2 protein-coding genes (1 of these 2 running past the window's edge) are annotated in these 16,006 nt (G+C 46.3%); both read right to left on the bottom strand.

What is annotated here, in order from left to right:
* On the bottom strand, positions 1-891 hold the 5' portion of the coding sequence (gene pksL, locus FB592_RS09910) for a polyketide synthase PksL (protein WP_141949468.1). Its footprint begins 12,726 nt before the window's first position; only the first 891 of its 13,617 coding nucleotides appear in the window; it begins with the start codon at positions 889-891; its stop codon lies off the left edge, out of view.
* Complete coding sequence (gene pksJ, locus FB592_RS09905; protein WP_141949467.1) at positions 875-16,006, bottom strand: polyketide synthase PksJ; 15,132 nt, start codon at positions 16,004-16,006, stop codon at positions 875-877. The genes pksL and pksJ overlap by 17 nt, the downstream gene beginning before the upstream one ends.

Raw genomic sequence — 16,006 nt, 5'->3', positions numbered from 1 at the left:
CATCTGTGTCTCCTGTGCATCTTGATGTTTTCCGCTAATCAGCTCTGCTTCTCGCACCAATTTGCTTGTAAAGTTTTTCAACTCAGCCACTTTTTCTCCCGACGCATTAAAAAATTCAAGTGTTACATAAATTAGCTCTTTTTCCCGCCGGACGGAGGAGCGCTTAATTCTTGTCATGCAATCCGACTGCAAAAGTGCAGAAGCTGAAAAGGATTCATAGAACAGAGGCAAATACAGCCTCTGTTCTCCTTTAAGTAAAGATGTGAGCAAATGATTGGCACCCACCCCGCTCCCGTCTATGAGAGTGGGGTGAAACATAAAGCCTTCTGCGTGAAGCATGGCTTCCGAACCGAGAGAAAGCTCAAGAAGGACGCCATCTTCCTCTTCATAGATGCAGCCACTTGCTTTCATATATTCGCTGTGCACCAATTCCTGACGTCTGCATTGTTCATATACTTCATCAAGCTGAACAGCGTTCTGTGCAGATGCTTTGATTTGACTGAGATCCAGTGTTTCTTCAAATATGGCTGGGGAGTCTGCGTGCATGTCAGCCTTCATATAGAGCTTTTCTTCTGAAACTTCTTTCCCATCACGTTTTTCAATTCCCTTGGCTGTGATTTTCCACTTTCCTTCTTTTTTCTCCGCGCATTGGATATTCAGAACAATTACTGCATCCTGTTCCGCCGTCAATGGCTGATAGATGGATAAATTCTGCAGCTGAAGCTCTGAGCAAGAGAAGCCGTGTTCTCTGAATATCTGGTAGATTATATCGATATAAGCCAATCCCGGCAGGACATTTTGTCCGTAAACCACATGGTGATAAATAAACGGATTTTTTAACGATAATGTGAGTTGTTTCGTTATCTTTTTCACGTTAGACCTCCACCTCATAAGTATCCCATATGTTTGCCGCAGTCATTTTTGAAGTCTCCGCTTCCAGCTTTGGCTCGCCTGGCAAAAGCGTTCGTTTCTTTAATTGAGGAGGCGATATTGGACTGCGCTTGATGGCGTGTTTTTCATCTTTTTCCCACGCCTCTACGATGACATGGGCATTCGTCCCCCCATCGGCAAAGCAGTTAATAGCCGCAGTAGGCTGCGAATCTGTCCATTTTTCCAGGGCTCGGCTGAACGTGATGTTCGCTTTCTGTTGATCGAAATGCGCCATCTCTTTTTCACCTGATAAAAATGGGACAAAGCGGCGCTCTTTCAGCATCAGCACAACCTTAATGAAGCTGGCGATCCCTTCAGCACATAGCGGATGCCCGATGTTCGGCTTGATTGAGCCAAGAGAAAGAGGCGATGAGTGCCCAGAACGGTACACTGATTGGATCGCTTTTAGCTCAAGGAGATCGGTTACGATTGAACCTGACCCGTTTGCCTCAAGGTAGCTGATGTCCTCTGGTTTTTTTCCGCTTTTGAAAAGCGCATCTTTCATGACTTCCTTTTGCGCCTCAAGATTAGGTGTTGCAGGCCCCGCCGTTCTTCCGTCGTTATTGACCGAGGCCGCTTTCACGACAGCATATATGGTATCTCCGTCTTCCAGTGCCTGTTTTACGGTTTTTAGCATAACCATTCCGACGCCTTCACCTAACACAACTCCGTCAGCACGCTCATCAAACACATGGAAGGATGAATGCTTGCTTAAAATGCCGCGCCGGTCAAACAGCCTGTGAGAGGCATCTGAGCTCAGCAAGCTGACACCGCCGACTATGGCGGATTGAATATCTCCGCCACGCAGCGCCTGAATGGCCATATTCATGCCGACCAGAGCTGACGAGCATGCGGTATCAACTACAACACTCGGGCCGCGGACATCAAAAAATTGTGAAAGATTAGCCGCTAAATAATTTTGGCCGACTGTCACGATCGGATTCTTGGCATGATCAAGGCTGTCTTCATCAGGTTTGTGCTGGCTTCTGCCTCCGATATAAACACCGACGGGCTTGCCCTTTATTTCCTCAGGTGTATAACCGGCGTGATACAAGAGTTTCAGACACTCTTCCAACACGAGCAGTGCTTGCGGATCCATCGCCCTTACGTCTTCTTTGTGAAGCAAAAAGAAATCAGGATCAAAATAGCTGACGCCATCAATCACGCCGGCATAATATGGCGTCTTACAGCCCCAACGCTCTGCCGGAATCGGGCCGATTGACGAACGCCCCTCGGATAGTAACGACCAATATGATTCCAATGTATCTGCTCCAGGGAATCGGCAAGAGAGTCCGACAACGGCAATACCTTCTGCATGAGAGTCCGGTGACAAAATCGCTGGCGCCTGAATCTGAGGTGTAAGAGCTCGATCCTCCGCAGGAACAGATACCTCCGCCTCTATTTTGTTCTCCAAAGGTGCTGATGCATCCGATATCCTGCCTCCGAATAAAGCGGACAGCCTTTCGGAATAAGAACCGATCAGCCAATCTGCGAACCTTTGAATTGTCGGGTATTCATATAGAATCGATGGATCGAGCGCTGCCTCTAATTTGCGGTTTATACGCTGGAGCACCTGTGCCAAAATGATCGAATCCACGCCATAATCCTGAAACAACCCGTCAATCTCGAAGTCTTCACGATCTATTCTCAGCTCTTCGGTAAACAGATCAACAAGCCAGGACTGTGTTTCAGATAATAATCCATCACATTTGGAAACTTCATCGGCCTCTTCAATGTCTCTGGCTGGCGGGCTCTGTAAAGCAGCTTCCTGCAAACCGCCCTCATGCGGTTTCCTCCTCTTCATCAGCAGTTCCGGCTCCCAGTTTGTTTGATTCGCCATTGCAGGGAGAACAACCGGTCCGAACATTTTCGATACAATTTGATCTAGAAAACGTAAGCCTTCTGAATTCGTAATGCTCAACAAGCCGCTTTCCCGATACACTTGATTTGTCACTTCACCCATACCGGTTTCTTTCCAGTTCGGCCACTGAACACTGATGATCGGCACATGTTTCTGATGTGCTTCTGCAAAATAATCCATATAGCTATTGGCCATCGCATAGTCAGCTTGTCCCGCCGAAAGCTCCGGAATAATGGCTGAAACAGAAGAAAATAAGACAAAAAACTGTAAAGGCTCGTTACACACATGGCGATATAACGTTGTAAGACCTGACACCTTAGGTTCCAGCACCCGCTGAATATCATCTGAAGTTTTTCGGATAAATGCCAGCGTATCCATATCCGTCAAACCTGCACAATGAATAACACCGCCAATCGGTCCTAATGTTCGCTTGATATGTTGCAGCGTTTGCTCAACCTGAGCTTCATCAGATAACGTCAGCGACAGCATCTCCACCTGTGCACCCTTCGCTTCCAGCTCCCGCACTGCCTGGATTTTCTGGGCAACTGATGTGTTCGAGGTGTCAAAACGAGTCCATTCCTCTCGCGGAGGAAGCTGTTCTCGTCCGGTCAGCACCAGTTTTTCCACTCCATAGCACTCTGCAAAATGACGGGCGCATAATAGTCCGATGCCTCGTGTGCCGCCTGTAATGAGAAGCACATGATCTTTCGGGAAGACCGCGCTCTGTTCCGTGGCCTTACCTGTTTCCGGATGAACTTTTAGAAAAGCTTGATACCGTAAACCATCTCTGTAGCAAACCTCGGCATCATGAGAATCGGAATAAAACTCATCAGCGATCAACTTCGCGAGACGGCGATGATCAGTAACCTCCTCAGCATCCATATGCCTTGATATAAGATGGCTGTACTCGCATTGGAGCATTCGATACAACCCAGCCCGTGAGGCGCCAGCCATCCGGACAGATGTGTTTTGAAACGATTCGAGCCCCTTCGTCACACAAAGCAGCCTGAGCCCCTCTTTATGCCCGAATTCAACCAGTCTTTGCACCCATTCAATCCAATCCAGCCGGCCCTCATCATCCTTACCGCATCCGATGACATCCACTAGGCCGTCAAACTCTTTCCAATCAATGTCTGACTGATCATTTTCTATCCGGCTCACATCTATTAAGAGATGATTCGGAAAATACGAAGACACTTCTGCTGCTAAATCTGCTGTCTCTTGATTGCTCAGGATGGCAACAGTTCTTGTCCCCGGCACTGCTGAGCCAATTGGACTCAAACTCCATTGTTTCGTCAAAAAACATGCATCCCGATCTTCAATCGCATTAACCAGTTCTTTTTTGTCTCTTTCTGAATGTTCCTTTGCCGGCACCCAATAGTGATCCTTCGCAAACGGATATGAAGGGAGGCTGATCAGGCGTGGTTTGGTCTCTCTGTATAATGTGTTCCACTGGATTGAGACCCCTTTGACCCATAAATCAGCAAGTTTGGCGTATTTTCTTTTTCTGATCCAAGCATCAAGTGCCAACGCCATATCTTCATCTGCTGTAAATATAGTCTGGGTCTCTTTATTTCGATGAGACTGTCCCCGGAAAAATTCGTCTGTTTCTTCCTTACCGTCAACAAACGCCTGCAGTTTCTCTTCAAGTTCCTGCATCGTCCCCGCAACACACGCCAGACGCTCATCCATTTCTTCGCGCCCGACTTGCAGGGTGTAAGCGATGCGGTGCAAATCCTGATCTGTATATTTTTTATTGCGAATCGCCTCAAGCAATTGCGAAGCACGATCCATCAGCCTGCTTTTATTTTTAGCCGACAGCACAATCACGTTTGGCTGTTCTGTAGCCGTGTGTTCTGAATTGGCTTTTGGCATATATTCTTCAACCACAATATGCGCGTTTACTCCGCCAATCCCAAACGAACTGATTCCCGCACGGCGCGGAAGCTCGTTTCCGTCACGATCTGTGACAGACTTCCATTCCTGTTTTTCCTGAACGATGTAAAACGGACTGTCAGTCAGCTGAAGATAAGGGTTAAGCGTCTTGCAATGCAGGCTTTTCACTAACGTTTTATGCTTCATTTGCAAAAGCACTTTGATCAAACCGGAAATACCTGCTGCTAGCTCTAAATGACCGATATTGCTTTTAACTGAGCCGATGCCGCAACGGCGATCCGGAACATCCGGCTGGCTCTCGCCTCTCATATTGGATAGTTCCTTAAACGCGGCTTTCAGCCCATTTATTTCAATCGGATCGCCCAATTCCGTCCCTGTTCCATGTGCTTCGATATATGTGACAGTGCTTGGATCTATGCCTGCTTGGCGATATGCACGCACCAACAAATCAGCTTGTGCTTTCGGATTAGGCGATGTCAGGGTATTGGCTCTTCCGCCGTGATTTTCCGCCGTCCCCCGAATAACACCGTAAATATGATTTCCGTCGCGCTCGGCATCTTCCAGCTTTTTCAACATGACCATTCCGACCCCTTCACCTCTGACATAGCCATTCGCATCGGCAGAGAAGGTTTTACACCTGCCGTCTTTGCTGAGCATCCCCGCCTTGCTGTAGCTAATATGCGCCTCCTCGGTTAAGATCGTATTCACGCCTCCAGCGATCGCCATCTCACAATCACCGTTTTGCATCGCAGTCACAGCACGGTGAATGGCTACAAGAGAACTGGAACAAGCCGTCTCTACTGGTTCGCTCGGACCATGAATATTTAAAAAATAACTCATTCTATTCGGGCCTACCGAAGGAATCATATGACCTGTAGCAGCATGGCCTTCAATTGGAAGATTCGCTCTATGGAATAGATCTTTATAACCGGTGTTTCCCGTACCGATAAAGATACCGGTCCCTGTACCCGAAAGGCTTTGCGGCGAGCAACCCGCATCTTCCAGTGCCTTCCACACGTATGTCATTAACAAGCGCTGCTGAGGGTCTACATAATCAGCTTCTCGCGGCGAAATACCAAAAAACAACGGATCAAACTCTGCGACACCATCAATAAACCCGCCCCATTTGATGTCGGTTTTATTGACGTCAGTGTCTGGGTTTCCATAATGCTCCCGCCAATCCCATCGATCTTTTGGAACTTCTGTGATGCTGTCTTTTCCTTCTTCTAGGTTTTCCCAAAATTCGTCTATATCCATAGCGCCAGGGAATCGGCCGCTGATGCCGACAATTGCAACCGGCTCAAAATCGGCAGCCTGCTTTTTGTTTCTTTCTGCTTTTGCAATAACAGGCTGTGTAAAGCGGCGCTTTCTACGTGATGTGATTTTCGGCGCTTCAGGGGATTTTGTCTGTAACTCTTCCTGCCCCTCTGGTTTTTCGCGCTCCTGAACCAGGGTGTCCTCATGTTCAGCAGTCAAATACTCAGCCAGGCTTTGGATGCTTCCATATTCAAAGAAAATGGTCGGCGTTAGCTCCAACTGAAATTCTTCGTTAATCTTGTTTGTAAAGACCGTAAATGTAACGGAATCAAATCCGTATTCACTCAGCTCTGTATTGACATCAATATCTTCACTATTTACTTTTAAAATTGCACTGACCATGTTGCTTAATGATGCCTCCAGGCTGTTTAAACTGTGCAATGAGTTTGTTCTTTCATCTATGCCTTTAGCAGTAGCATCTTGATTCCATTCGCCCTGATACGCAGCAACTACATATTCAGCCAGGCTTTGGACGCTACCATATTCAAAGAAAATGGTCGGTGTTAGCTCCAACTGAAATTTTTCGTTGATCTTGTTTGTAAAGACAGTGAATGTAACTGAGTCGAATCCGTACTCACTCAGCTCTGTGTTGACATCGATATCGTCTGTGTTTACTTTCAAAATTGCGCCAACCATCTGGATTAAGGCTGCTTCCAACTTTCTAGTTTGTCCTTGATCCTGATCCGCCTTTCTCTGATCGTTCCGCTTGGCTTTCGATCCTGCGGAAAGCAGTTTTTGTTTCATTTTCTGAAGCTGTCCTTCCATCACAAAAACTTGCGGCTTATCAGATGCTATCCCTTGATAAAATGCTTTCAAGCCACTATCTGTCGGCATCGGGACCATTCCCGTCGTTTTCAGCATTCTCTTTTCATCTTCAGCGCCGACTTGCATACCGCCTTCTTCCCATAACGGCCAATTGAAGGAAATGGTGGAGCCGAATCTCTTTTTTGATGCCGCAAGAGAACGGCGGTATTCAGCAAATGCATCCATAAACGAATTGGCTGCCGCATAATCGGCTTGTCCAGCGTTTCCTAAACATCCCGAAACAGATGAGAAGAAAATGAAAAAGTCCAATGGGAAATCCTTGCTGCATTCGTCTACATGTAACAACCCGCTCACTTTTGGCTGCAATACTTCTTGAAACTCTTCATTCGTTTTATGAATGATGAAGTGATCTTTAATGCTGCCTGCACCGTGAATAATTCCATTGAGAGTGCCATATCTTTCTTTGATTTCCTCAAAAAGATGATGAACCGCATGCTGATCACTTACATCAGCCTCTCGATAGACAACCTCCGCTCCGATGCTTCGAAGAGCCTCCAGCTCGTTTTCCTTATCCTCATTTAAAACAGATCGTCCCGTCAGCACAATAGTAGACCGGCCAGTTCGATTGGCAATTTCCTTTACAAACAGAAGGCCTAAGCTTCCTGCTCCGCCTGTGATTAGATAAACACCCTCGTCTCTCCACGGCATGTGAAGCGTATCAGCTGAAGGAAGCATCATTTCCCTCCAGCCTTTCACAAAACGGTGTCCAGCCTCATATCGAATCTGTTTGTCAAATGGTCTCCGGCTGTCGTCTTTCAGCTTGAGGTGAAGGTCTATCATCTCTTCAGGTTTCTCAATTTCGATGACCTGAGCAGTCAGTTTGCTGAACTCTATTTCTGCTGTTTTAAACAGACCAGAAACGCCGGCAAACAATTGCTTCTCTTTTTCCAGCGGAACAATCGCTTGAATGATGATACGGCCTGCAGAAAGCTCACGGACCTTGCTTTGCAGGAGTTCAAAAATGTTCTGCGTGTAACATTGATAACGTTCATCAATATGTCCTTCAGCTTCATTCAGAGTAATCACACGGACATCTTTCATGTGGGAGGCAATGCTGTCTGTGACACTTCGTTCAGTTTCGAAGAGAACAATGATATGCTCCGTGTACGAAGGATCTTCGTCCTCTCGTTCTTCATTCGGTTTTTCCCACACCGGTTCAAGCATTAAGCGTTCGTGCCGTGATGAAGGCTTTGAAGGATGAACCTCTCCTTCTAATACTCTTGTTGAGAATCCTTTGATCCTGACACATACGCTTCCACTCTCGTCAATGACATCGATATCCGCTTTCTGGACACCCCCTCCGGAGCGGTCGCTGTCACTTAAGCGAGCATAAGCCCACATAGAAGACGAACAGCCTTTGATCACCTCAAGCTCTTCAAGCGCAAATGGCAAAATCAGCTTTTGATCCGCTAATTCCTGCATGATGCATATCGTTGCTGTCTGCAAGGCGGAGTCCATGATACTTGGGTGCAGCACAAACTGTTCATTCGTTCCAGAAACGATTTCCGGAAGCTGCAGCTGCGCCAAAACCTCTCTGTTTCCTATATTCACATTCTTAATTCCTTGAAAGGCCGGACCATGGAACATTCCTCTGCTTCTGCCTTCTTCGTAAAATTGATCAGGCGACATCTTTCCTATGCCGCAGCGGCGTGACATTTCAGCGAGATGTGCGACCGGTGTTTCGGCGGCAGATGCCAGCTCCGCGCTGCCTTGACTATGAATAACAGGGTCGTCCCCGTCTTCCTGTGTACTATAAATGTCAAAGGTGATTTTTCCATCTTCTTCAGGAAAGAGACTGATATCCACTTGAGCTGAATGTCTGTCAACCACAACAGGCTGAACCCAGACTGTATGATTCAATCTGATTCTGACATCTTGGCCAATTTCACTTCCTGCCGCCTGGTTTATAGCCGCGTACGCCATTTCAAGGTACGCAACACCAGGAAGCACAGGCTTTCCTCTTACCACATGGTCTCTCAGGAAAAATTCGTCACCAGTGAAAACCGAACTGAATTTCTGTTCAGAAAAATCAGATGTATTCTGATGAAGCAATGGATGAATAGTGCCGATCCCTGTCTGATTTCCGGATATCTGCGCCACCGGTTTGCGGTCATCCTGCGACGGCCAGTATCGTTCCTTTGCAAATGGATAAGTCGGCAGACTCATTCTGTTTGGGCGCTCACCCTTGTAAAGCTGCATCCAATCTATATGTGCTCCCTTGCTCCACATTTCTGCAAGCTTGTTTACCTTTCCTTTGGCCATCCACTTACGTATGAGTTCAGCGCTGTCCTCATCCTCCGTCAGCCATGAAACCTCTCTGGCATTGTGCTTACTTCCTTGAAAACAGCCTTCAATCGCTGTTTTTCCATTGATAAAATCTGTGAGCCTCTGTTTTAACTCATTTATATGATCGGCAATAAAGACAACGCGATGCTCCATCGCTTCGCGCCCCACCTGAAGGGTATACGCAAAATCAGGCAGATGGCTGTTCTCAAGCCCTCTTCTTTCAAAATAGGCCAGAATGTCTTCGGCATACTCTTGCAGCCTCTCTTTATTTTTCGCCGAGATCGGGACGATGCAAGTCCCGTCTATCTTTCTCTTATTAGAATCCCTTTTGAATTGTTCAAAAATAGCATGGGTATTTGTCCCGCCAAGCCCGAACGAGCTAAGTGCAGCCCTGTGCGTTTTGATCTCACGGCTTAACGTTTTCTTTTGATCGACGACGTAAAAAGGAGAGCTGGCTAAGTCTGTATTTGGATTCGGCTCCTTATAATTGATACTCGGTGCAAGCTCTTGATGATAAAGACTCATCACGACTTTAATGCAGCCCGCAAGACCGGCGGCTGTATCTAAATGTCCGATATTAGTTTTCACCGACCCAATGCCGCAAAATTGCGTTTTATTTGTATATTGCCTGTAAACGTTTGTTAAAGCCGCCAGCTCGATCGGGTCCCCCAGCTTCGTTCCGGTTCCGTGTGCTTCTACATAGCAGATGGATTCAGGCTGTATCTTCGTTTGATTCATGACCTGTTGAACCACGTCAGCCTGGCCTTTAACGCTTGGAGCATAAAAGCCGACTTTGTCAGCGCCGTCGTTATTTACACCAATGCCTCTCAGCAAGGCATAGATATGATCCCCGTCCTTTACTGCATCAGCTGCTTTTTTCAGCAATACAACAGCAACGCCCTCACCGCCTATCATTCCGTCAGCTGAAGCATCAAAAGCTTTAATATGTCCATCACTCGAAAAGTTCAGCCCCGGCTGATGCACATATCCGATATTTGACTCAGTATGCAGCGTTGCCCCGCCAACTAAAGCATAATCAGATTCACCCGACAGCAGGCTTTTATAGGCAGAATGCAATCCAATCAGAGATGATGAGCAGTTGGCATGAACGAAATAGCTTGGCCCTCTCAGCCCGAGCTTATGAGAAATCATTGTCGGAATCGTCCCGCTCTGTGCAAGCACCCACGAAACATAGCCGTCCGGCGTCTCCAGGCTCTCTGTTGTATCTGACGGTAACAGCGCGCGATAAGAATTATTGCTTGCCGACATAAAAACACTGGTTTGCGGAATCTGTCCCGCAGCATAACCGGCATCTTCTATTGCTTTCCATGAATGAGTCAGCAGCATCCGAAGCTGAGGGTCCATAAATTCAGCGTCTTTAGGAGAGATTTGAAAGAAGCTTGGATCAAATCTGTCTTTCCCCTCAATTGAAGCTTTAGCCGGGACATAGTCGGCATTCTCTGCTATCTCCTTTGAAATGCCAAAGCGCTGAAGCTCTTCTTTATTGAAAAACGCAATGCTTTCCTTGCCGTCTCTGAGGTTCTCCCAAAATTCATCATGATTTTTTGCCCCTGGAAATTCACACGATATGCCAATAATCGCTACACTATCGTCATAATAGTCCGGGAGATCACTCATCTCGGTAGACTGATCTTCTATATGAGCTGGCGGTTCTGTCGGCATATGGTCACTTGCATCGCCCATTCGCTGTTCAGTGATGTACTGGCTGATATTTTTAATGGTTGAATACTCAAACAGGTCTGTGACAGAAAACTCACAGGATAGTTCATGTTTGATACGATCAGCCACAGTGACCGCGAGAAGCGAATCCCCGCCCACATCGAAAAATCCGTCATCCCATTCAATATCACTCGTTTTCAGCACTTCCTGCCAAATGGTAAAAACAGTATCCTGAATGTTCTTAGGAGAGGTCTGCCTTTGCTTTAGCTGCTCCCCTGATAAATCGATATTCTTAAGGCTGTTTCTATCTATCTTTCCGTTCGGAGTTAACGGCATATGATCAAGCTGAATAAAATAAGAAGGCACCATATAGGCAGGCAAAGCGTTTTTCACAAAATGACGCAGCTCTCTCGCTGTGAGAGAAGCATTTGCATGTTTAGCTGTATAATAGGCAGCTAGGTTATCCATATCTGCGACCACAACGCATTCCAGAATGCCGGGATGCTCACTAAGCCTGCTTTCAATATCACCAAGTTCAATACGGAATCCGCGGATTTTTACCTGATTATCGATGCGGCCTATATATTCAATTCGCCCTCCCGGAAGCCAGCGGGCCATGTCTCCCGTTCTATAAAGCTTAGACCCAGGCTCAAAAGGGTTGTCAATGAATCTCGAATCTGTTAATTCTTCCTTTTTGTAGTAGCCCTTCGCCACACCGTCTCCTGCAATGCACAGCTCACCCGGGACACCTGCCGGCACTGGCGCGAGCTGAGAATCCGTAATATAGATTTGTGTATTGGCGATTGGCCTTCCTATCGTGGCATGAGAGCATTCATCGTTAATACGCTGAACCGCTGACCAGATAGTTGTTTCGGTTGGCCCGAACATATTCCAGGCTTCACTGCCCGTATCTAAGAAATATCTTTTTAATGTCTCAGGCAATGCTTCGCCACCGCATAAAATTTTCACGCTCTCTTCATTTTCCCAGCCTGAATAAAAGAGCATCTTCCACGTAGCGGGGGTTGCCTGCATCACTGTCGGTTTGATCGTGCGGATGTCCCGTTTCAGTTTTTCAACGTCTTTTGTATGCTCCGTTTGACAAATATAGCAGTGTGCGCCCTTTATTAAAGGCAAAAATAATTCCAGAGCTGCGATATCAAAACAGTAGGTTGTGACAGCAAGCATTTTATCCTCTGCCGTAAGACCTGGTGTTTCCCCCATCGAAACGAGAAAGTTTGTCAAAGCTTTATGCGGTATCATGACACCTTTTGGCTTTCCTGTGCTGCCGGATGTATAAATGACATATGCCAAGTTCTCTGGCGTGACAGTGCGTGTAAGCACTTTTCGATCAGAGGCTGTTTGAGCAATTTCATCCCAATCTTGATCTAAAAGAGCTGTTGTGACACCATTCCAACTCAACGTATTTACTAATTCCGATGTCGTCAGTGTAATGAAAACTTCACTGTCCTCAAGCATGTATTCCAATCGTTCAGCCGGATAGGACGGGTCTAGCGGCACATACGCTCCCCCAGCCTTGAGGATCGCTAATAAGCCCACTAGCATGTCCAGCGATCGATCCACATAGATCCCCGCCAGACGGTCAGGACCCACTCCATGCGCCTGCAAATAAATGGCCAGCTGTGTGCTTCTTTCATCAAGCTCCCGATACGTCAATGTTTGACCTTCATAGCTGACAGCCGCTCTATCAGGCGTCTTTTTCGCCTGCTGCTCAAACAACTCATGAAAAGTTATATATGGATACGTTTTTCCTGTGGCGTTCCATGTTTTGAGAATCATCTGCTTCTCTGCCTCAGGTAATAAAGAATACTCTTTTAAAGGCTGAGAAGGATTCAACATCGCCTGCTCTGTTACATAAACAAAATGGTCGAACATGGCGGATATAGAAGCCGCATCAAACAGCCCAGTATTGTACTTGATGTTCAGCTCCATTTTTTCTTCTGTTTCCCACAGTTCAAATACTAATTCGTATTCGCCCTCTTGGTGAATATACTCAACGAAATCGACAGAAAAGAAGTCAGCATAGCGGCTCAGCAAGCTTTGATAGCTTCCGGATTGAAGAAAATTCTGATAGAAAAAAGCGGTTTGAAATACCGGTGAACCTGTTTGACTGCGAGGAATATTCAGATCCCTCACCATTTTTGGAAAAGGATATGCTGCATGATCAAGCCCATCCAATATCGTTAATTGCAATTTTGATATAAAGCTAGAAAAAGAGTCTGCCGGGTTCAGCTCACTCCGAATCGGGAGCATATTGAGAAAATGTCCAATGGCATCATCAAATCTTTCTTCCGGCCTCACCATGGCCGGCATGCCGACGATCTGTTCCTTTTGGCCGGTGTAACGGCCAAGCAGCATCATATAGCAGCTTAAGAATACCGTCGTGACATTTACAGAATGCTCTTTCGCAAACGTTCTGACCTGATTCATGAAGCTGCTGGACAGCCGCCTGGTGTATGTATTCTCTCTAAACTCAGAATCGACTGAACTTGCGCTGACCTTAGGCAGCTGAAGATTCGGCAAAGTTCCCGATAGCTGTTTCTGCCAATATGTACGATGCTTCACACCGTCCTTGCCGGCAAGCATGTTTTTCTCCCATGCCGCAAAATCATGATAAATGGCAGGAGAAACAGCTTTTTCCGGCTGCTGTCCTTTTAAAAGAAGCTGATAGATATCAAACAGACTGCGTATAAATGTGACAGACGAAACTCCGTCAAAAATCAAATGGTGAATGACAACTAATAAAAAATGCTCTTGTTCAGATCTGGAAAAGCTCATGACACGGACTAACGGGCTGTTTTCCTTTACATACGGCTCCTTTACTTTCTTCCTAAGAAAAGCAGGAATATCAGACTCTTTCATACTTGAGATATTTTCTGTCTTGATTTCAATTGAAAGTGCTGGCTCATTTTTAAGAAATGGCATTCCGTCTTTCTCTTGGATGACGTGCTTTAAGATTAGGTGCTGATTCAATACAAGGCCGAAAGCCTGCTGTAATGTTTCAAGGTGAAGCCCTGACGAAAATTTAAAACAGAGAGGTACGTGATATGCACTTTTTTCGGGTGACATTTTTTGCAATGTCCATAATCCTTTTTGAACCTCAGAGAGAGGCTGAAAAGTTGCCTGACTCCTTTCCGGTTCGGTTTTATATGTGTCCGTGCCCTTTTTGTCAGCAGACAAGCTGCTGAGGTCTTCATGTTCTGATAGATAGCTGGCTAAGCGTTCAATTGTAGGATATTGATGTATCTCTCTGGCTGTTAGTTTGATATGGTAGTTTTTCTCGATCGATCGAATGAGCTTCATCATCTTGATAGAATTCACACCAAGGTTTTGGATATTTGCATTTGGCTCCACCCAATCGCGGGAAACGTGCAGCTCCTCAGTCAAACAGGTGAGCAGATGCTTCTGTATTTCTTCCCTTACTCTTTTCACCTGGTCTGCTTGCTGTATCTCCTCATCCTGGACCGCATCGTTCATCCGATTGGGTTTATGTAGCAAGCGGTCGAACTCTCCATTTTCAAATGAAGTTTTTAGCTGGGTGCGCTGGATCTTTCCGATAGCCGTTTTTGGAATCTCTTCTTTTTGTACAGGCAGCAAATATTCCGGGGTGACTCCGATCACCTGTGAGACATGGGATTGTATGTTTCTAAGAAGCTGAGACATCTGCTCATCATTTAATTTTGCGGAAGTAACAAAGAAGATAGCCAGCTGATCTGTTGAATTCTGGCCCAGACGGACAGCGCAAGCAGCAGTATAAGAAGTTTCAATTTCAGATAATTCTTCAACTGCAGACTCAATTGCATGACTGTAATAATTAATGCCGTTAATGATAATTGCATCTTTCGTACGGCCTGTTATGGTTAAGCGCCCGTTTCGCAAAAAGCCAAGATCTCCGGTTTCAAACCAGCCGTCTTCTGTAAACACACTCTCATTCAAATCAGGCCGCTGGTAATAACCGCTAGTAACAGAAAGACCCGAGACTTGAAAACGGCCGATCTCGCCCTCTTCAACCAATTCATTATGGTCATTCACAATTCTCATAGAGAAGCCGGGGATTGGAGAGCCTATTTCAACAAAATGATCATCATCACTTGTTCCAGCCCGGGTAAATTCATGAGAAAAAATAACGCCCGATGAAGTTTCGGACATTCCCCATGCAGGTCGGATGGCGTCAGCAGGCAGTCCATGTGGTTCTAAAAGCTCAAGTATTCTGCGCCCTACCTTGGCTACCATTGCTTCACCGCCATTGAGCATGTATCGCATTGAAGACAGATTCCATTTCCTATCTTTTATTTCTTCTGCAAAATCAGTAACCAGACCAAACGCAAAATTCGGCGCCCACGTAACAGAAGCTCGGTAATGATCAATCCAATCCAGCCATTTTAACGGCTCCATTAAGATTGTTTCACTTGAGACGTTAATTTCCTGACAGCCAAGATAAACATCCCGCAAATGCAGCATTCCGATCCCTCCGACATGGTCAAACGGCATCCAGTTAAACGTAATATCCTCTCTGGTGAAGCCTTGCATTTGAATAATCCCTTTCACCATGCTCATAATGTTACGATGATTAAGCATAACTGCTTTGGGCGTACCCGTACTGCCTGAAGTCAGCAATAAAAGCGCTAAGTCTTCAGGACTGGATTGATGCCAATCTGAGTCCGCTTCAGCGCTGAGCAGATCCTCTACAGCAATTGCCCTGAACCCTTCAAGCTCTTGTTCTTTTGCCCAATCGAGCATTTCCTGGTGTATCCCCCGGTCCGTAATCACCGCCGGCTTGTCAAGAAGCGTCCATGCGTCTTTCAGCTTTTGAGTGACGCTGCTCGATTCAGCATACGTTGGCGGAACGGCTAACGGAGCCGGAACAATCCCTGTTAACACACACCCCCAGAACGCAGGGAGAAGCTGTGAATTGTCACCAAGCTGCAAAATCACGTTTTGTTTTGCTTTCAGGCCTGATTGGCGAAGCCCCTTCACAATGCGCAGTCCATCATCCCATAATCGTCTGTATGATTGGTAAACTTCAGTTCCATCCGGCTGCAAATAAATGATTCCCTTTGTATCCCCAAGCTCCGCCGCCGTTCTGTATAAAACTTCAGGTATTGTTGCCGGCTGCTTTTCAGATATATGTAAAGGCTCACCATGACTGACAGAAGGATTAGCTAATATGCGGATATTATCATTATTTCTCAT

The organism is Bacillus sp. SJZ110 (assembly GCF_006715455.1).
GTDB classification, from domain to species: Bacteria; Bacillota; Bacilli; order Bacillales; family Bacillaceae; genus Bacillus; species Bacillus subtilis.
This window is presented reverse-complemented; position numbering and strand designations above follow the sequence as displayed.